At 75.1% G+C, this 18,629-nt stretch carries 19 protein-coding genes; 15 read left to right on the forward strand and 4 right to left on the reverse strand.

Annotated features, from left to right (window positions below; genetic code table 11):
• Positions 1-466 precede the first annotated feature (466 nt).
• The 5 genes from ACQPYX_RS16190 to ACQPYX_RS16210 all read left to right on the forward strand — a co-directional run bounded on the left by ACQPYX_RS16190 (position 467) and on the right by ACQPYX_RS16210 (position 6,688).
• Positions 467-2,881 carry a SulP family inorganic anion transporter gene (locus tag ACQPYX_RS16190; RefSeq protein ID WP_433798356.1) on the forward strand — a complete coding sequence of 805 codons (2,415 nt, stop codon included), beginning with the start codon at positions 467-469 and terminating at the stop codon, positions 2,879-2,881.
• 130 nt (positions 2,882-3,011) lie between these two features.
• Entirely contained in the window at positions 3,012-4,217 is a 1,206-nt protein-coding gene (locus tag ACQPYX_RS16195; protein ID WP_433798357.1) for an 8-amino-7-oxononanoate synthase, read from the forward strand.
• Positions 4,218-4,239: 22 nt separating this feature from the next.
• On the forward strand, positions 4,240-4,443 hold the full coding sequence (locus tag ACQPYX_RS16200; RefSeq protein WP_433798358.1) for a hypothetical protein: 204 nt from the start codon (positions 4,240-4,242) through the stop codon (positions 4,441-4,443).
• Between the two features lie 86 nt (positions 4,444-4,529).
• On the forward strand, positions 4,530-5,933 hold the full coding sequence (gene lysA / locus ACQPYX_RS16205) for a diaminopimelate decarboxylase (protein ID WP_433798359.1): 1,404 nt from the start codon (positions 4,530-4,532) through the stop codon (positions 5,931-5,933).
• A 71-nt stretch (positions 5,934-6,004) separates the two neighbouring features.
• Positions 6,005-6,688, forward strand: a complete 684-nt coding sequence (locus tag ACQPYX_RS16210; RefSeq protein WP_433798360.1) for a UPF0158 family protein — start codon at positions 6,005-6,007, stop codon at positions 6,686-6,688.
• A 156-nt stretch (positions 6,689-6,844) separates the two neighbouring features.
• Here ACQPYX_RS16210 and ACQPYX_RS16215 read toward each other — a convergent pair whose 3' ends face one another.
• Together ACQPYX_RS16215 and ACQPYX_RS16220 are read right to left on the reverse strand one after the other, a co-directional pair.
• On the reverse strand, positions 6,845-7,048 hold the full coding sequence (locus tag ACQPYX_RS16215; RefSeq protein WP_433798361.1) for a hypothetical protein: 204 nt from the start codon (positions 7,046-7,048) through the stop codon (positions 6,845-6,847).
• Complete coding sequence (locus ACQPYX_RS16220) at positions 7,049-7,954, reverse strand: SPFH domain-containing protein (RefSeq protein ID WP_433798362.1); 906 nt, start codon at positions 7,952-7,954, stop codon at positions 7,049-7,051.
• Between the two features lie 87 nt (positions 7,955-8,041).
• On the opposite strand from ACQPYX_RS16220, the gene bioD reads away from it, so the two are divergent.
• From bioD to ACQPYX_RS16240, 4 genes are read left to right on the forward strand one after another with little or no spacing between them, the layout of a single operon-like run.
• A complete protein-coding gene (bioD, locus tag ACQPYX_RS16225) occupies positions 8,042-8,719 on the forward strand; it encodes a dethiobiotin synthase (protein ID WP_433798363.1) in 678 nt (225 codons plus the stop codon).
• A gap of 50 nt (positions 8,720-8,769) precedes the next feature.
• Positions 8,770-9,807 (forward strand): biotin synthase BioB, encoded by a 1,038-nt coding sequence (gene bioB, locus ACQPYX_RS16230; protein WP_433798364.1) that lies wholly within the window; start codon positions 8,770-8,772, stop codon positions 9,805-9,807.
• Entirely contained in the window at positions 9,807-10,004 is a 198-nt protein-coding gene (locus tag ACQPYX_RS16235) for a hypothetical protein (protein ID WP_433798365.1), read from the forward strand. The genes bioB and ACQPYX_RS16235 overlap by 1 nt, the downstream gene beginning before the upstream one ends.
• Entirely contained in the window at positions 10,001-10,624 is a 624-nt protein-coding gene (locus ACQPYX_RS16240; protein ID WP_433798366.1) for a DUF2567 domain-containing protein, read from the forward strand. Before ACQPYX_RS16235 ends, ACQPYX_RS16240 begins: the two co-directional genes overlap by 4 nt.
• Here the strand turns inward: ACQPYX_RS16240 and ACQPYX_RS16245 are convergent.
• Both ACQPYX_RS16245 and ACQPYX_RS16250 read right to left on the reverse strand, forming a co-directional pair.
• Positions 10,621-11,394 (reverse strand): LON peptidase substrate-binding domain-containing protein, encoded by a 774-nt coding sequence (locus ACQPYX_RS16245; protein WP_433798367.1) that lies wholly within the window; start codon positions 11,392-11,394, stop codon positions 10,621-10,623. The two genes, ACQPYX_RS16240 and ACQPYX_RS16245, sit on opposite strands and share 4 nt — an antisense overlap.
• Before the next feature lie 71 nt (positions 11,395-11,465).
• Complete coding sequence (locus ACQPYX_RS16250) at positions 11,466-12,104, reverse strand: NUDIX hydrolase (protein ID WP_433803733.1); 639 nt, start codon at positions 12,102-12,104, stop codon at positions 11,466-11,468.
• 233 nt (positions 12,105-12,337) lie between these two features.
• Here ACQPYX_RS16250 and nadA point away from each other — a divergent pair, with 233 nt between their 5' ends.
• The 6 genes from nadA (at position 12,338) to ACQPYX_RS16280 (ending at position 18,570) form a co-directional block, all read left to right on the forward strand.
• Positions 12,338-13,390, forward strand: a complete 1,053-nt coding sequence (nadA, locus tag ACQPYX_RS16255) for a quinolinate synthase NadA (protein WP_433798368.1) — start codon at positions 12,338-12,340, stop codon at positions 13,388-13,390.
• A complete protein-coding gene (gene nadB / locus ACQPYX_RS16260) occupies positions 13,387-15,060 on the forward strand; it encodes an L-aspartate oxidase (RefSeq protein WP_433798369.1) in 1,674 nt (557 codons plus the stop codon). Before nadA ends, nadB begins: the two co-directional genes overlap by 4 nt.
• An 85-nt stretch (positions 15,061-15,145) precedes the next feature.
• Complete coding sequence (gene nadC / locus ACQPYX_RS16265) at positions 15,146-16,018, forward strand: carboxylating nicotinate-nucleotide diphosphorylase (protein ID WP_433798370.1); 873 nt, start codon at positions 15,146-15,148, stop codon at positions 16,016-16,018.
• A 14-nt stretch (positions 16,019-16,032) separates the two neighbouring features.
• Entirely contained in the window at positions 16,033-16,518 is a 486-nt protein-coding gene (locus ACQPYX_RS16270; RefSeq protein ID WP_433798371.1) for an NUDIX domain-containing protein, read from the forward strand.
• Positions 16,515-17,618, forward strand: a complete 1,104-nt coding sequence (locus ACQPYX_RS16275; RefSeq protein ID WP_433798372.1) for an NAD(P)/FAD-dependent oxidoreductase — start codon at positions 16,515-16,517, stop codon at positions 17,616-17,618. The genes ACQPYX_RS16270 and ACQPYX_RS16275 overlap by 4 nt, the downstream gene beginning before the upstream one ends.
• Before the next feature lie 10 nt (positions 17,619-17,628).
• Complete coding sequence (locus ACQPYX_RS16280; protein ID WP_433798373.1) at positions 17,629-18,570, forward strand: GH12 family glycosyl hydrolase domain-containing protein; 942 nt, start codon at positions 17,629-17,631, stop codon at positions 18,568-18,570.
• Positions 18,571-18,629 lie beyond the last annotated feature (59 nt).

Here is an 18,629-nt window from a genome sequence, read left to right on the forward strand (position 1 = left end):
GTGTGAGGTCCGGACCTCTCCGCTGAGCAAAGACCCCCGAAGCTGAGGACAAAGAGTCAGTAAAGGCAATCTTCACCTGATCGGCGCACGGGTGAGACCTGGCGCACGCGGCCGATCGGACCAGCGACGCGTTCCGTGATCATCGGTTGTGCGCGATTCACTCTGCGCGGCGTGTCGCGGGACCGGTCGCGTGTTCCCGGTACCGGGAGTCACGTGAACAGCAGGTGAACCGGTCGCCGCGGGTCTGCGAGCGGGCAGACTCCCTCTCGTCGACGAGCTCCGGGCCCCGCCCAGGAGATCTCCGACCTCTACCCGCAGTGACCGAGAGGCCGAGACGACTGCCGCACTCGACGTCGACGACGACGGCGAGGGATGCAGACCGCTCGGACCGCCCCGGGCCGTGGCACCCGTCGACGACGACGGGCGTGCGCGGCCGAGACGATCCGTCCGGAGGACGCACCCGCCCATGAGCGCTCCCGCTCCGACCCCGCCGACGTCCGCGGCGTCGGGTCCCCCCGGCGCAGGCCTGTCAGGCGCCCTGACGAGCCTCCGCGAGAACATCCGCTACGACCTGCCGGCCTCGCTGGTGGTCTTCCTCGTCGCCGTGCCGCTCTCGCTCGGCATCGCCGTCGCCTCCGACGCCCCCCTGACCGCGGGGCTCATCGCCGCCGCGGTCGGCGGCATCGTCGCCGGTGCCCTCGGCGGCTCGGCGCTGCAGGTCAGCGGCCCCGCCGCCGGCCTCACCGTGATCGTCGCCGACCTGGTCAACCGCTTCGGCTGGGGCGTCACCTGCGCGATCACCGTCGCCGCCGGCGTGCTGCAGATCGTCTTCGGCTTCACCCGGGTGGGCCGGGCCGCGCTGGCCATCTCACCGGCCGTCGTCCACGGCATGCTCGCCGGCATCGGCGTGACGATCGTGCTCGGCCAGCTGCACGTCGTCCTCGGCGGCGAGCAACAGGACGGCGCCCTCGCCAACGTCCTCGCCCTGCCGGGTCAGGTGATCTCGGCGTACGGCCCGGCGACGCTGCTCGGACTCGCGGTCATCGCGATCCTGCTCGCCTGGCCGAAGCTGCCGCAGGCCGTCCCGTCCTGGGTGAAGGGCATCCCCGCGCCGCTCCTGGCGGTCGTCGCCCTGACCGTCATCGCGTCGGTGTTCGCCCTGCCGGTGGAGCGGGTGGAGATCGGCGGCGACGTGCTGGACGCGATCGCCCTGCCGATCCTGCCGACCTCCGACCTCGGCGGCGTGCTCGTGGGCGTCTTCACCGTCGCGATCATCGCCTCGATCGAGAGCCTCCTCTCGGCCGTCGCCGTCGACCGCATGCGTCCCGGCTCGCAGACGAACCTCGACCGCGAGCTCGTCGGCCAGGGCGCCGGCAACACCCTCTCCGGCCTGCTCGGCGGGCTCCCGATTACCGGCGTGATCGTCCGCAGCACCACCAACGTCGCGGCCGGTGGACGCACCCGGGTCTCGGCGATCCTGCACGGCGTCTGGGTCGTGGTCTTCTCGGTCGCCCTGCTCGGGCTGGTCCAGCAGATCCCGATGGCCGTCCTCGCCGGCCTGCTGGTCCACATCGGCGCGAAGCTCGTCAACGTCGGGCACATGCGCGAGCTGCACCGCCACGGCGAGCTCCCGGTCTACGTCGTGACGATCCTCGGCGTGGTCTTCATCGACCTGCTCACCGGCGTGCTCGTCGGGCTCGGCCTCGCGCTGCTCATGGTGCTGCGCCGGGTGGTCTGGGCGACGATCGAGGTGCAGGAGCCGCAGTCCGGGACCGGCGACCCCTGGCGCAAGGAGGGTGGCACCTGGCACGTCGTCGTCGAGGGCGCGCTGTGCTTCCTCTCCGTGCCGCGGCTCTCGCGTCGCCTCGCGCAGATCCCGGAGGGCGCCGACGTCGTCGTCGACCTCGTCACCGACTACCTCGACCACGCCGCCTACGACCACCTCTCGGAGTGGGAGGAGCGTCACCGGCTCGCCGGCGGCACCGTGCGGATCGACGAGGTCGGCACGATGGGCCTGGTCGCCCGCCGCGAGTCGACCGCGGGCGGCCCGGGCGACCGCCGCCCCGGCCCCGTGCCGCGCTTCCTGTCCCCGTGGTCGGTGTGGCAGGCCCGGCACGACGCCACGTACGGCGAGGGCTGGGGCCACGGGCACCACGAGCACGACGGGCACGCGCACAGCGACGACGCCGACCCGATCCTGACCGGGCTGCGCGAGTACCACCGCCGGGCCGCCGGCCTCGTCGCGCCGTACCTGTCCGACCTCGCCGACGGCCAGGCCCCGCACGCGTGGTTCCTCACGTGCAGCGACTCGCGGGTCGTGCCCAACGTGATCACCTCGTCGGGGCCGGGCGACCTGTTCACCGTCCGCAACGTCGGCAACCTCGCGCCGCTGGGCGCCGAGGCCGACGACTCGGTGGGTGCCACCGTCGAATACGCTCTGGACGCCCTGCGGGTCCCGACGCTCGTCGTCTGCGGCCACTCCGGCTGCGGCGCGATGCAGGCGGTCAACCGCGAGGTCACCGGGGACTCCGCGCTCGGCCGCTGGCTCGGCGGGGCGGCGGAGTCGAGGTCGCGCTGGGCGGCGAAGCACCCGGTCGGGGAGTACGCGCGCACCGGCGGCTGGGGCGACGTCGACCAGCTCGCCATGGTCAACGTGGCCGTCCAGCTGGACCGCCTCGCCCGTCACCCCGGGGTCGCCACGGCGGTGGACGAGGGCCGTGTGCGCCTCGTCGGGCTGTTCTTCGACATCCCGACCGCCCGGATGCTCGTCCTCGACGGCGACCGTTTCGTGCCGGCGTCGACCGACCGCCTCGGCGCCGGAGCGTCAGCCACCCGGGCCGAGCCGGAGACGACGGCGTTCCCGGCCGCGCCCGCCCTCTGACGGCCACGCCCTCGACGGGAGAGCGTCGTTGCTGTCACCGGATGCCGGCAACGACGCTCTCCTGCCCTGTGGCGGGGGAGTCCTTCCCGACGACGCCCCGGTGCCGGTGGGATCCCTAGGCTGTCCGCCCGTGGACGATCCCCTCGCCTGGCTGGCCGACACCGCGCGCGACCGCTGGGCCGCCGGCCTGCGCCGCGTGCTGTCCCCGCGGGACGTGGTCGAGCCGCTCGTGGACCTGGCGTCGAACGACTACCTCGGCCTCGCCCGCGACCCGCGCGTCGTCGAGGGCGCGGTCGCGGCGGTGCGCACGTGGGGTGCGGGGTCGACCGGATCACGCCTGGTCACCGGCTCCACCCGCCTGCACGCCGAGCTGGAGGAGGCGCTCGCCGACCTCGTCGGCACCCCCGACGCGCTCGTGTTCTCCAGCGGCTACACCGCGAACCTCGGGGCGGTCACCGCCCTGTCCGGACGCGGCGCCCTGGTGGTCAGCGACGTCGCCGCGCACGCCTCGCTCGTCGACGCGGCGCGGCTGTCGCGGGCACGGGTGGTGGTGAGCCGGTGCGCGGTCCCGGCCGAGGTGGACGCCGTGCTCGCCGCGGCCGACGAGACCCGGCGACTCGTGGTCACCGACGGGGTGGACTCGGTCGACGGCGGGCTCGCGCCGCTGGTCGAGCTGCACGCGGTGTGCCGCGCGCGCGGCGCCGTGCTGCTCGTCGACGACGCCCACGGGCTCGGGGTCCGCGGCTCCGGGGGTGCCGGTCTCGTCGCCGAGGCGGGTCTCGCGGGGGAGCCGGACGTCGTCACGACCGCGACGCTGTCGAAGTCGCTCGGGTCGCAGGGCGGGGTGGTGCTCGGGTCGGCGGCGGTCGTCGCGCACCTCGTCGACGCCGCCCGCGCCTTCATCTTCGACACGGGCCTCGCACCCTCCAGCGTGGGCGCCGCGCTCGCGGCGCTCGGGGTGCTGCGGGACGAGCCGGAGCGGGTCGGGGCGCTGCACCGGGCGGCCGCGGCCGTCGCGGCGTCGGCCCGGTCGGCCGCGCCGTCGCTCGGGGTGGCGGACCCGACGGCGGCGATGGTCCCGGTGGTGCTCGGCGAGCCCGAGCTGGCCGTCGCCGCCCGGGACGCGTGCGCCGGGGCCGGGGTGCGGGCGGGCTGCTTCCGCCCGCCGTCGGTGCCCGAGGGCACCTCTCGGTTGCGGCTCACCGCCCGTGCCGATCTGACCGCCGACGACCTGGCGCTCGTGGACCGGGTGCTGCACGAGGTGCTGGGCTCGGTGCTCGACGCCCCCGACCGTGCGGTGCGACCCGGGGTGGCATCCTGGACCGAGCAGTTCTGAATCGATCGGGGAGGAGATCGCGGTGAGCCTCACGGACAGCCGTCAGGCATTCCGGCTCTGGCACTGCGGCCGCTGCCGACGTCCGCTGGCCGAGGCGTCGGACTACCTGCGCTGCCGGTGCTGCGGCGCCGTGCACGACGTTGACGGCACGCCCCGTCCCGACGTCGAGGCCGCCGAGCGCCCGGCCGCCGACCCGAACGCGGTGCGGGTCCGCGACTGGCTGTAGACCATCCGTCAAAGCCCGACCCGCCGTCGTGAACGGCCCGTGCACGACGGGGCCGACGAGCGGGACGGGACCGCAGGCTCGTCGTCGTGACCCTGGAGACGGTGATCCCGAGCCTGCGCAGCACGCTCTACCAGCACGTCGACCCGGCGGCCTGGCCGCTGACCACCGCGCCCGCCCCGGGCGGCGACCTCGCCGTCGGGGGCGTCGGGCTCGCGGAGCTGGCCGCGCGCTTCGGCACGCCGGCGACCGTGCTCGACCTCGACGACGTCGCCGCCCGCCTGCGCGGCTACCGCACCGCGCTGCCCGACGCCGACGTCGCCTACGCCGGGAAGGCGCTGCTGTGCGCCGGACTGGTGTCGCTGCTGGTCGAGGCGGGGGTGCGGCTCGACGTCTGCAGCGGCGGCGAGCTCGCCCTGGCGCTGCGCGCCGGGATGCCCGCGGAGCGGATCGTCGTGCACGGCAACGCGCCGACCGAGGCGGAGCTGGATGCGGCCGTGCGCGCCGGGGTGGGCCGGGTGGTGGTCGACTCGCTGGACGTGGCCGACCGGCTCGCGGCCGTGGCGTCGCGCCGGCGGACCGTGGTGGACGTGCTGCTGCGGGTCGCCCCGGGGGTCGACGCCGGCGGGCACCCCGCGATCCGGACGGGCGGCGACGACCAGAAGTTCGGGGTCCCGCTGACCGGGGGCCGCGCCGCGGCCGTGGCCGGCGCGATCGTGGGGCGCCGGGCGCTGCGCCTGGTCGGCCTGCACTGCCACCTCGGCTCGCAGATCGCGGACACCACAATGTGGGAGCGTGCCGTCGACCCGCTGCTCGACCTCACCGCCGAGCTGCCCGGCGGGCTGACCGAGCTGAACCTCGGCGGCGGGCACGCCGTCACCGGCGGCACCCCGTTCGACCTCGCCGGCTTCGCCCGCCGGGTCACCGGCGCGATCGCGCGTGGCTGCACGGCCCGCGGGCTGGCGCCGCTGCGCCTCGGGGTGGAGCCGGGCCGGGCGATCGTCGCGAGCGCCGGCGTGACCCTGTACCGCGTCCAGGCCACCAAGTGCGCGGGAAGCGGGCGCTGGTTCGTCGCCGTGGACGGCGGGATGGGCGACAACCCGCGCGTGGCCCTCTACGGCGCGGCCTACGACGCCCACCTCGTCGGCCGGACGACCTGCGCGGCCTGGAGGCCCGCCACCGTGGTCGGTCGCTACTGCGAGGCCGGCGACGTGCTCGCCCGCGACGTCGCGCTGCCCGAGGACGTGACCGTCGGCGACGTCGTCGCCGTGCCCGGCACCGGCGCGTACCACCACGCGATGGCGTCCTCGTACAACATGGTCGGCCGCCCGCCGCTGGTCGGCGTCCGCGACGGCGTGGCCCGCGTGCTGGTGCGCCGGGAGACCACCGCCGACCTCCTCGCCCGCGACTGCTGCCTGCCCCACTCCGCTCCCGACGAAGGCCGCTGGGACGACGACGCCTGGTGCGGCGGGGTGGTGCTCGGCCGGGACTGACGTCCGGCCCCGCCCCGGCGGCTCTCCCGCGCTCGATGGGATCATCGGGTCGGCGGTGGGATGCTGCGGACATGGACGACGGGGACCCGCGCCGCGTCCTGCGCGGCGCCACCTACCGGGGCGACGGTGCGGCCGTCGTCGAGGCGCTCGGACGCCTCGAGTCGTCCGCGTGCCTGCAGCTGGGCGGGGACGGACTGGTCCTCGCCCTCGACCAGCAGGTCGTCGGCTCCGAGGACCTCGCGGACCGTTGGATCGCCCGACTGCGCGACCGCGACGGTGAGGGCGACGCCGAGCTCGCGGACCAGATCGCCGCGCGGCTCGGCGCACCCAGCCCGATGCTGCGACCACTGCCCGTGGAGCTCGACGCGCTCGCCGACGTCCTCGAAGGCGATCCGACCAGCCCGGGCGGCCGGATCGACCTGGCCACGGGGGACGTGTGGCCAATCTTCGCCGACTTCCTCACGGACATGGCCGATGACGAGGACGAGGAGCGGGAATGGCTGGAAGTGCCCTGCTACGGCTCCCGTCCCGCCTACCGCGACATGGAGGCGTTCATCGCGACGATCGACCGTGAGGTCCGTCGGGAAGCCCTGGAGACCGCCATCCAGGGGCGTGGCGCCTTCCGGCGGTTCAAGGACAGCCTCGCGGAGGACGAGCGCACCCGGTGGCACGGCTTCTCCGAGGAGCGCCGACGCGGCCGCGCGCGGGCCTGGCTCGCCGATCAGGGCTTCTCGGTCGGGCCCCGGCGCGTCTGACGTCCGATCGGGCAGACGACCCGCCGGCGGACATCGGCCGCCCGACACTAGGCAGATGATCATGCCGAGCGCGACGCCCTGCGACGTCGCGCTCAACATGATCATCTGCCTAGCGTGTCGACGGGCCTGCGGCTGTGCTGCTCACGCCGGCAGGGCTCACGGCTCCTCGTCCGCCGGCGGCCGCCCCGGCCGGCGCATCGGGCGGGCGTCCCGGGGTGAGCGGCCGGCGTCGTCGAGCGCCCGCCGGAGCAGGAACTCGATCTGGGCGTTGACGCTGCGCAGGTCGTCGCCGGCCCAGCGGGCGATCGCGTCGTGCACCGCCGGGTCGAGGCGGAGGAGCAGCTTCTTGCGCTCGGCCATCTACTGGTAGAGCGAGCCGGCGTTGACCACGGGCTGGACGGAGCGGTCCCCGGCGAGCACGACGAGCAGGTTCGACACCATCGTCGCCTTGCGCTCCTCGTCGAGGTCGACGGTGCCGCGCTCCTCGAGCCGCCCCAGGGCCGCCTCGACCATGCCGACCGCGCCTTCCACGAGTCGGCTCCGCGCCGCCACGACGGCCCCGGCCTGCTGGCGCATGAGCATGACCTGGGCGATCTCGGGAGCGTAGGCGAGCTGGGTGATCCGGGACTCGATGACGTGCACGCCCGCCGACTCCACCCGGGCCGCGATCTCGGCGGACAGCATCGCGGTGATCTCGTCGGCGTTCTCCCGCAGCGAGCGGCGGTCGGTGTCCACCGAGTCGTACGGGTAGGAGCCCGCGATGTGGCGGACGGCCGACTCGGTCTGGATGTCGACGAAGCGCACGAAGTCGTCGACCTCGAACACGGCGCGCGCCGTGTCCTCGACCCGCCACACCACGACGGCGGCCATCTCGATCGGGTTGCCGTCGAGGTCGTTGACCTTCGTGGTGTCGGACTCGTGGTTGCGGATGCGTGTGGACAGCGAGCGGCGGGTGGTGAACGGGTTGACCCACCGCAGGCCCTCGGTGCGCACCGTGCCCCGGTAGCGCCCGAGCAGCTGCACCACCCGCGCCTCACCGGGGGAGACCGCCACCAGGCCGCGCAGCAGCACCACGGCGACCAGCGCGAGGAGCACCACGAGCAGCGGGCCCGATCCGGCACCGAGCGTCATCCCGACCGTCACGGCGGCCACCACCAGCACGACCACGAGCACGAGCACCCCCCAGCCCGAGACGTCGCGCGCCGGGAACTCCCGCGTGCGGGCCTCCGGCATGTCGATCGGGACAGACGGCACCGTCGTGGACATGGCGACCTCCTCGGGTCAGCTGTCGTGCAGACATCAAAGTGATATCACATTCGGCGGAGGACGGTCCAGCGCCTACGCTCGCTCGACGTGCGCACGATGATCGTCACGGGGACGGGTACGGGCGTCGGCAAGACGATCGTGACGGCGGCCGTCGCGGCGCTGGCCGCGGCGGCGGGGGAGCGGGTCGTCGTCGTGAAGCCGGCGCAGACCGGGATCGCGCCCGGGGAGCCGGGCGACCTCGCCGACGTCGAGCGGCTCACCGGCGGCCGCGTCGCCACCCTCGAGCTCGCCCGCTACCCCGAGCCGCTCGCGCCCGCCACGGCCGCACGGCGCTCCGGGCTCCCGCCGCTGCACGTCGCGGACGTCGAGAAGGCCCTGGCCGACCTCACGGCCGACCTCGTGCTCGTCGAGGGCGCCGGCGGCCTGCTGGTCCGCCTGAACGACGACGGCGAGACCCTCGCCGACCTCGACCTGCCGGTGCTGCTCGTGGCCACCGCCGGCCTCGGCGTCCTGAATTCTGCGGCGCTGACCGCGGAGGCGCTCGCCCGGCGCGGGCGGGAGCTCGTCGGGACCGTCGTGGGCGCCTATCCGGAGCACCCCGACCTCGCCGAGCGCACCAACCTCGACGACCTGCCGGTCGTCACCGGCGCGCCCCTGCTCGGCGTCCTGCCGACGGGTCTCGGGGACGCGGACCCGACCCGGTTCGAGGACTCCGCGCGGTGTGGCCTCGGTCAAGTCCTGGGTGGGCGGTGGAGTCAGGCGTGACCGTCAGGCAGACTCCGCAGCGTCCGACCCCCGAACACCAGGAGCCACGCGTGACGACGGCGAGCACCGACACCGCCACCGGCACCACGGACGAGGGCGACATCCTCGCCGTCGCCCGGGAGCAGGTCCTCGAGCGGGGTGAGGGGCTCTCCGAGGCGCAGGTCCTCGAGGTGCTGCGGTTGCCGGCGGAGCGGTTGACCGCGGCGTTGGCGTTGGCGCACGAGGTGCGGATGCGTTGGTGCGGCCCGGACGTCGAGGTCGAGGGCATCGTGTCGCTCAAGACCGGCGGCTGCCCCGAGGACTGCCACTTCTGCTCCCAGTCCGGGCTGTTCGACTCCCCGGTGCGCGCGGCGTGGCTGGACAAGGACCGCCTCGTCGAGGCCGCGAAGCAGACCGCGAAGACCGGTGCGACCGAGTTCTGCATCGTCGCGGCGGTGCGCGGGCCGGACGAGAAGCTCATGGAGCAGATCCGGGTCGGGGTGGCGGCGATCCGCGCCGAGGTCGACATCAACGTGGCGTGCTCGCTGGGGATGCTGACCCAGGACCAGGTCGACCGGCTCGCCGCGATGGGCGTGCACCGCTACAACCACAACCTGGAGACCGCGCGCAGCCACTTCCCGGAGGTCGTGACGACCCACACCTGGGAGGAGCGCTGGGAGACCCTGCAGATGGTGCGGGCGGCGGGGATGGAGGTCTGCTGCGGGGGGATCATCGGGATGGGGGAGACGCTCGAGCAGCGCGCGGAGTTCGCGGTGCAGCTCGCGGAGCTCGAGCCCGACGAGGTGCCGATGAACTTCCTGATCCCGAATCCGGGGACGCCGTTCGCGCACCTGGACGTGCCGCAGGGCCCGGACGCGTTGATGACGATCGCGGCGTTCCGGCTGGCGATGCCCAAGACGGTGCTGCGGTTCGCGGGCGGCCGGGAGCTGACGCTGGGCGACCTGGGTGCGGAGCAGGGGATGCTGGGCGGGGTGAACGCGATCATCGTCGGGAACTACCTGACGAACCTGGGCCGTCCGGCGGAGCAGGACCTCGAGATGCTCGAGACCCTGAAGATGCCGATCAAGGCCCTGAACGACACGCTCTGATGTACTGCTCCTTCTGCGGCGGGGACACCGCGACCGGCGACCACGAGCACTGCCGGTCGCGGCTGTCCCGCATCGACCCGCCCCGCTACTGCGCGCAGTGCGCGCGGCGGATGGTCGTGCAGGTCGACCCGATGGGCTGGACCGCCCGGTGCAGCCGGCACGGGGAGCGGACGAGCGCCGAGGCCGCGCAGCGGTGACCGTCGGTTCCGAGGAGTTCGTGGTCGAGGAGCCGCGCGGCCTGCTCTCCCGCGGCGAGCTCCGGGCCGACCTGCGGCCCACCCTCCTGACGATGCTCGTGGTCGCGCTGGCGGGCGTGCTGCTCGGCCTGCTCTGGGCCCTGATCGCGCCGGGACAGGCCACGGTGACGACGGCGGCGGGCGCGAGCTCGCCCCTCGCGGCCGAGTCCGACCACGTCTTCGACGCGACCGCGATCTTCTTCCTGCTCGCCACGGCCTACGGCGTGGTCGTCGGGACGTTGGCCTGGCGGCGGGTCGACCGCCGCGGACCGGTCACCCTGCTCGGCGTCGGGGTCGCGACGACGGCGGGTGCCTGGGTCGCGGCCTTCGTCGGGACCGCCCTGGCCGGCCCGCTCACCGACCGGTCGCCCATCGGGGTGCTGCTCGACCGCGCGGAGGCCACCGGCAGCGCCACGGCCGGCGCGCCGATCCCCGCGACGCTGTCGACCGTGCCCGCCACGATCGGCTCGTTCTGGACGGTGCTCGGCGCCGGTCTGGGCGCGGTCCTGGCCTACCTGCTCTGCGCGATCGCGCTGGGCGAGGACGACATGAGCCGCACGGCAGACGTTCAGTCCACCTAGTTGTCGCTGGTCGGCACCGCGAACTTGGCCGTCGGTGCCCACACCGCGCCGAGGCGGCCGAGCAGGGTGGCCTCGCGGCTCATGGCGTGCGAGACCAGTTCGAGGCGCGCCTTCGGACAGGTCTGCTCCAGCAGCTCTTGACGGTCGGCGAGCGGGAGCAGGCAGTCGGCGGCGAGGACGTGCGGGAGCACGGTGACGTCGACGTCGGTCTCCTCGGTGGACACCGGGGGCGCCGCGGCGTCGTCGTCGAGGTCGTCCTCCGCGTCCTCGACCACCTCGGCGAGGTCGGCCACGTCGTCGACGTCCCGCTCGGCCTGCCGCCGGTACGTCCACGCCGCGGTGCAGTAACGGCGGTGGGCGGCGCGGGCGGCCCGCTCCAGGGGTTCGAGCGCGACCGGGTCGTCGCCCTCGAGGTCCGGCAACCACTCGACCTCGGCGGTCAGGTACGGCGCGGACGTGGCGTCGACGCCCAGCAGGCGGAACCGTCGGTCGCCCACGGTGAGGACGTCGAACCGCCCGTCGGGCAGGCGCCGCACCTCGCGCAGCGCCGCGGTGCAGCCGACCTCGTGGAGCCCGTCGAGCCCGTCGTCGGGACCCCAGCCCTCACGCACGGCGACCACGCCGAACTGCTTGCCGGGGACGGCGCCGGTCACCAGGTCGATCGTCAGCTGGCGGTAGCGCGGTTCGAAGATGTGCAGCGGGAGTGGTGCCCCGGGGAGCAGCACCGTGCCCAACGGGAAGAGGGGCAGCGTCTCGGGCACGGCGCTCACGCTACGGCCAGCGGGCCCCCGTCGCCGAGTGAGCGCGCGCGGCCGGTACGGGCGGCGCGCGCGCCGTACCGCTAGCAGTCCCGGTCGGGCGGACGCAGCGTCGCGAAGGGGTCGGTCACCCGCAACGACCGCTCGGAGAAGCGGAAGAGCGCTGCCGGCCGGCCACCCGAGGGTCCGGGCGCGGCCGTGCTCCCCGTCGGGACCAGGACCCCCCGGCGGGTGAGCACCCGCTGGAGGTTGGTCGCCGACACCCGGTGTCCGAGGGCGGCCGCGTACAGCCCGCGCAGCTCGGAGATCGAGAACACCTCGGGGGCCAGCGCGAAGCCGATGTTGGTGTAGGAGAGCTTCGCGCGCAGCCGCTCCAGACCCGCCGTCGTGATGGCGCCGTGGTCGAACGCCGTCGGCGGGAGGGCGTCGACGGGATGCCACGCGGTGTCACCGGGCACGGCGGGGTCGGCGTCGCTGGGGACGAGCCCGAGGAACGCGGTCGCGACGCGGCGCGGGGCGGGCCCGCGGTGCGGGTCGGAGAAGACCGAGAGCTGCTCGACGTGGGCGACCTCGCCGAGGTCGACCTTCTCCGCGAGGTGCCGCCGCACCGACGCCTCGACGTCCTCGGTGGCGCCGAGCCGCCCGCCCGGCAGGGCCCAGCGCCCGTCGTGCGGTTCGCGGGCGCGCTGCCAGAGCAGCACCTCGGGGGAGCTGGGCGACATCCGCAGCACGACGGCCAGCACGTCGTGGGCGATCAGGCCCTCGGCCTCCACGCGCGCCACGGTAGCGGTCCGTGACCGGATGTGTGCTCCGTCATCCCCGTCGGTCGGAGAGCTGGCGTAGCGGGGACACGCCGCGTACCGTCGCCGATGTTTTCGACCAACAGGCGAAAACCTCGGACAGAACCGGCACGCCTCCCCGACGACGGGTGGGCGGGGTCGGGGGAGGACCGTCCATGACCGTCATCGACAGCGCCGTCACCGACGGGGCCGGGCACCGGCCGCCGACGGATCTCGTCGAGCCGCGCTCGCTGTCCGAGCCGCGCGAGATCGAGGCGTGGGCCGCGCAGGTGCGCGAGCTCGCCCGGGCCCGGGACGCGGTGGTGCTCGCGCACAACTACCAGCGCCCGGAGATCCAGGACGTCGCCGACCACACCGGCGACTCGCTCGCCCTCTCCCGGGTCGCGGCCGCCTCCGACGCCTCGACGATCGTCTTCTGCGGCGTCCACTTCATGGCCGAGACGGCGAAGATCCTCGCTCCGGAGAAGACGGTGCTGATCCCGGACGAGCGGGCCGGCTGCTCGCTCGCCGACTCGATCAGCGCCGACGAGCTGCGGGCCTGGAAGGCCGAGCACCCCGGCGCGGTCGTCGTCTCCTACGTCAACACCACGGCCGCGGTGAAGGCCGAGACCGACGTCTGCTGCACCTCGTCGAACGCCGTCGAGGTCGTGGCGTCGATCGACCCGGACCGCGAGGTGCTGTTCCTGCCCGACCAGTTCCTCGGCGCCCACGTCCGCCGCGAGACCGGCCGCGCGAACCTGCACGTGTGGGCGGGCGAGTGCCACGTGCACGCCGGCATCAACGGGGCCGAGCTCACCGCGCAGGTGCAGGCCGACCCGGACGCCGACCTGTTCGTCCACCCCGAGTGCGGCTGCGCCACCTCCGCGCTCTACCTCGCGGGGGAGGGTGCGGTGCCGGCCGAGCAGGTCCACATCCTGTCCACCGGCGGGATGCTCGACGCCGCGAAGAACACGACGAAGTCCTCGGTACTCGTCGCCACCGAGGTCGGCATGCTGCACCAGCTGCGCCGGGCCAACCCGGCCGTCGACTTCCGGCCGGTCAACGCCCGCGCCGCCTGCGGGTACATGAAGACGATCACCCCCGGCGCCCTGCTGCGCGCGCTGCAGGAGGGTCGCGACGAGGTCCACGTCGACCCGGCGACGGCCGAGCGGGCCCGCGCGTCGGTGCAGCGGATGATCGAGATCGGGCAGCCCGGGGGTGGGGAGTGAGCACGCCCGGGACGGCCTCACCCGAAGCGAGCGAACGGCACTCTCGCGCGCGTAGAAGCAGCGAACGGCACTTTCGCGCGGAATCGGGAGTCGCCTGGAGCGCCGCCGCCGACCTCGTCGTCGTCGGGTCCGGGGTCGCCGGCCTGTCGGCCGCGGCGGAGGCGTCGCGGGCGGGTCTGCGGGTCGTCGTCGTGACGAAGGACGTCCCCGACGAGGGCTCGACGCGCTGGGCCCAGGGCGGGATCGCCGTGGTGCTCGGCGACATCCCGGGCGACACGGTCGACGCGCACGTCGCCGACACCCTCGCCGCGGGCGGCGGGCTGGTCGACGAGGCGGCGACCCGCGACCTGCTCCAGGGCGGCCGCAGCGCGGTCGCGGAGCTGCGCTCGCGTGGCGCGCTGTTCGACGTGGACGGCCCGCGGCTCTCCCGCACCCGCGAGGGCGGCCACGGCACCACCCGCGTCATCCACGCCGGCGGCGACGCCACCGGCGCCGAGGTGGAGCGGGCGCTGCTCGCGGCCCTGCCCGGCGAGGCGACCGTGCTCGCGCACCACACGGCGGTCGCCGTGGGCCGGGACCGGGGGCGGGTGACGGGGCTGGAGGTCGTCGACGACGCGGGAGGCGTCGGCGTGATCGCGGCGCCCGCCGTGCTGCTCGCCACCGGGGGGATCGGCGGGCTGTACGAGACCTCGACGAACCCCGCGGTCGCCACGGCCGACGGCTGGTCGCTCGCGCTGCGGGCGGGCGCGGCGCTGGCCGACGTCGAGTTCGTGCAGTTCCACCCCACCGCGTTGTTCGTGCCGGGGCTGGTCGGCCGGGCGCCGCTGGTCACCGAGGCGCTGCGCGGCGAGGGTGCCCACCTCGTCGACCTCGCCGGGCAGGGCGTGATGGACGACGTCGACCCCCGCGGCGACCTCGCCCCGCGCGACGTCGTCGCCGGCGCGATCACCGCGGTGCTCGTCCGCACCGGGGCCGACCACGTGCTGCTCGACGCGACCCGGGTCCCGGACGTGCGTCGCCGCTTCCCGACGGTGGCCGCCTCCTGCGACGCGATCGGCGTCGACCTCGCCCGGGAGCCGATCCCGGTCCGGCCCGCCCAGCACTACGCGTGCGGCGGTGTCGTCACCGACACGACCGGGCGCACCGGGGTGCCGGGGCTGTGGGCGGCCGGCGAGGTCGCCCGGACCGGCCTGCACGGGGCGAACCGGCTCGCGTCGAACAGCCTGCTCGAGGGCCTCGTCGTGGGCCGCCGGGCCGGGGCGGACGTGGCGGCGACCCTCGCGGGGCCGCGCTCGGTGCCCGAGCCGGGCACGCCCGTCGTCGGGAACGCCCCCGCGGCGGACCGGGCGACGCTGCAGCGCGCCATGAGTCGCGGGTCGGCGATCGGACGCGACGCGGCCGGGCTGGCCGCGACCTCCGACGTGGTCGAGGCCTCGACCGCCGTCCGCGCCCTCGACACCCGCGCGGCCGTCGAGGACGCCGCGCTCACCCTCGCCGCGAGCGCCGTGCTGGCGGCCGCCGGATGGCGCACCGAGTCGCGGGGCTGCCACCTCCGACGCGACTTCCCGCGCCGCGACGACCGGTGGCAGGGAACGTCGGTCGCGGTCACGCTGGACGGCGAAGCGCTGCGGCTCGGCCCGCTGGACTCGGCGCTGGGCGGTGCCGCATGACGGCCACCCCCTCCCGCGCGAGGGGAACCCTCACCGCGATGGAGCGCTCGCATCCTCCCCTCACGATCACCACCGGAGGTGCCGCATGACCGCCGTCGTGCTCCCCGACGGGCTCGACGCCGCGGAGATCGACGCGGTCGTCGACCGCGCGCTCGACGAGGACCTGCGCGACGGACCCGACCGCACGACGGCGGCCTGCGTGCCGCCCGGAGCGGTCGCGGTCGGGGAGTTCCGGACACGCCCGGCGGGCACGCTCGCGGGCGTCGGCGTCGCCGTGCGGGTGCTCGAGCGGGTCTGCGGCCCCGACCTCGAGGTGCTCGCGGTGCGCGACGACGGGTCACGGCTCGCGGCGGGGGAGGTCGCGCTCGCGGTGCGGGCACCCCTGACGACGCTGCTGACCGCCGAGCGGACGGCGCTGAACCTGCTCTGCCAGCTCTCCGGCGTCGCCACCGCCACCACCGCCTGGGTGGACGCCGTCGCCGGGACCCGCGCCCGCATCCGCGACACCCGCAAGACGGTGCCCGGGCTCCGCGCGCTGCAGAAGTACGCGGTGCGCTGCGGCGGCGGGGTCAACCACCGGATGTCGCTCGGCGACGCGCTGCTGATCAAGGACAACCACGTGGCGGCCGCCGGGTCGGTCACGGCCGCGGTCGAGGCCGCGCGGGCCGCCGCTCCCGAGCTGCCCTGCGAGCTGGAGGTCGACTCGTTCGACCAGCTCGACGAGGCCCTCGGCCTCGGCCTGGAGCTGATCCTGCTGGACAACTTCAGCGCGGACGGGTGCGCCGAGGCGGTCCGGCGGCGGGACGCGGCCGCACCGTCGTGCGGGTTGGAGGCGTCTGGCGGGCTGACCCTCGACACGGCGGCCGCCTACGGCGCGGCCGGCGTGGACTTCCTGGCCGTCGGCGGTCTCACCCACTCCTCGCCGGCCCTGGACCTGGGGCTGGACCTGCGGACGTGACCGGGGAGCGGGCCGTGATCGCGGTGCCGGACGAGTTCGGGGTGACGCGGGCGACGCGCCTCGACGAACTGTCCTGGCGACCGAGCGCCTACGCGATCGTCCTGCGCGGCCCGGAGATCCTGCTGCTGCCCTACCTGGGCGGCGTGGACCTGCCCGGGGGCGGGATCGAGCTCGGGGAGTCCCTGGAGGAGGGCCTGCTACGCGAGCTCGAGGAGGAGACCGGGCTGCACGGCCACGACCCCGTGCTCGTCGGGGCGGCCTCGTCGTTCTTCCGGTTCGACGACGACTGCGTGCAGTCGGTGATGCTCTACTACCGCGTCGCGGTCCACCCCGGCGAGCCCAGCGCCGCCAACCTCAGTGCCGCCGAGCGGGAGACCACCGGCCTCGCCGCGTGGCATCCGGTCGACGGGCTCGGGGCCCTGCACCTGCCGTCCACGGTCGACTGGCGGCCGTATGTCGCGGCGGCGCGGAATCTGACGGATCCGCGGGGTGGGACGTGACGACGGCGGGCGCGGTGATCGTCGGCGGGGGGATCGGCGGGGTGTCGGTGGCGGCCGAGCTGGCCGCCCTCGGCGTCGAGCGCCCCGTGCTGCTCGAGGCCGAGCCCGAGCTCGCGCGGCACACCACCGGCCGGTCGGCCGCGAGCTACATCCCCGGCCACGGCTCCGCGCCGATGCGCGCGCTCGTGGCCGCGAGCCGCGACCGGTTCGACGCACTCGCCGCCGAGGCGGGTCATCCCTTCCTGCGGCCGCGACCGGTGCTGCACGTGGCGACCACCGAGGACGAGGAGCGGGTGCTCCGCGCCGAGATCCTCCCGCTGGATCCCGTCGACGAACTGACCCCGGCCGAGGCCGTCCGCCGGTGGCCGGCCCTGCGCCCGGACGTCGTGCGGGCCGCGGGCGTCGTCGAGGACGCCCACGACGCCGACCCGGTCGGCCTGCTCCAGCACTACCGCGCCCGCTTCCGGGCGGCGGGCGGAACGATCCGGACGGGCGCACCCGTCGTCGGGACGGCCCCGACGGCCACGGGGTGGCGCCTGCAGCTTCCCGACGACCGCGTCGACACCGACCTCGTCGTCCTCGCCGCCGGCGCCTGGACCGACCGCCTGCTCACGCTCGCCGGCGCCCCCGCCCTCGGGCTGCAGGCCTACCGGCGCACCATCGCGATCGTCCGGGCGGAGGTCCATCCCGACGATCCCTTCGCCGTGAGCGCCTCGGACTCCTGGTACGCCAAGCCGGAGGGGCAGTACCTGCTGGTGAGCCCCTCCGAGGAGACGCCGCAGGAGCCCGGCGACGCCCGCCCGGACGAGCTCGACGTGGCCCTCGCCCTCGAGCGCGTCGACGCCGTGACCACCCTCGGGCTCCGGTCGGTGGTCACCAGCTGGGCGGGGCAGCGGACGTTCGCGCCGGACCGGACGCTCGTCGTGGGGGAGCGCCTCGCCGGGCTCGGCGTCGTCGCCGGGCAGGGCGGGTCCGGGATCGAGACCGCGCCCGCCGCGGCCGCGCTCGCCGCGGCCGTCCTGCTGGGCCACGAGGTACCCGCTGACCTGCGACGACACGGCGTCGAGCCCGCCGCCCACCACCCGGACCGCCTGCTCTAGCCTCCCCCGTATGGGTCAGTCCCGAGGGGCCAGCTCCGCGCCGCGTGCCCGGTCCCGTCGCCTCCTGGTGGGCGCCGCCGTGGCGATCCTCGCCCTGCTGACCGCCTGCGGCGGTCCGCAGGAGACGGTCCCGCCGATCACCGTCGACCGCACCGCCGACGCCGGATCGCAGCCGCTCGCGGGTGAGGCGCCGCTGCCCGCGCCGCTCCCGGCCCTGCCGCAGGTGGCCCCGGCCGTGCCCCGGCTCCTCGCGCCGCTGTCGGCGATCGGCAACCGCACCGGGCCCCGCATCTGCGAGAAGTTCCGCTCGGCCCCCGTCGCCGGCGGTCGCTTCGAGGTCCAGAACAACGCGTGGGGTGCGGACACGCCGCAGTGCACCACCGCCTTCGACACCGGGTTCGCGGTGCAGGCGAACCACGCGAAGGACTCCGGGCCGGCGGCCTACCCGAGCATCGTCTGGGGCTGCAACCACGGCACGTGCACCCGTGGCACGCCGTTCCCGCGACCACTCTCCGACCTGGGGGACGTCCGGTCGAGCTGGGCGGTGACCGTGCCCGACCGCGGCCGCTACAACGCCGCCTACGACATCTGGCTCGACCCGACCCCGCGCCGCGACGGCGACAACACCGGCGCCGAGCTCATGATCTGGACGATCCGCGCCGGCGGCATCGACCCGATCGGCTCGAAGCGGGGCGCCGTGTCGATCGGCGGCGCCACCTGGGACGTCTGGACCGGGGCGAACAACGGCGTCCCCGTCATCTCCTACGTGCGGCAGCAGTCGGTCCGCGAGGTGCTCGACCTGCCGATCACCGACTTCGTCCGGGACGCCCAGCGGCAGGGTGTCGTGCAACCCTCCTGGTACCTGACGAACCTCCAGGCGGGCTTCGAGCCCTGGGTCGGCGGCACCGGGTTGTCCACGGACGCGTTCAACGCCACGCGCAACGGGGTCTGATCGTCACCCGAGTGGGTGTGAAGGCTCCTCGTTACACCTCGAACGACTGACGCCGTCTG

Origin of the sequence: Actinomycetospora sp. CA-084318 (assembly GCF_050955885.1) — a bacterium.
Classification (GTDB): Bacteria; Actinomycetota; Actinomycetes; order Mycobacteriales; family Pseudonocardiaceae; genus Actinomycetospora.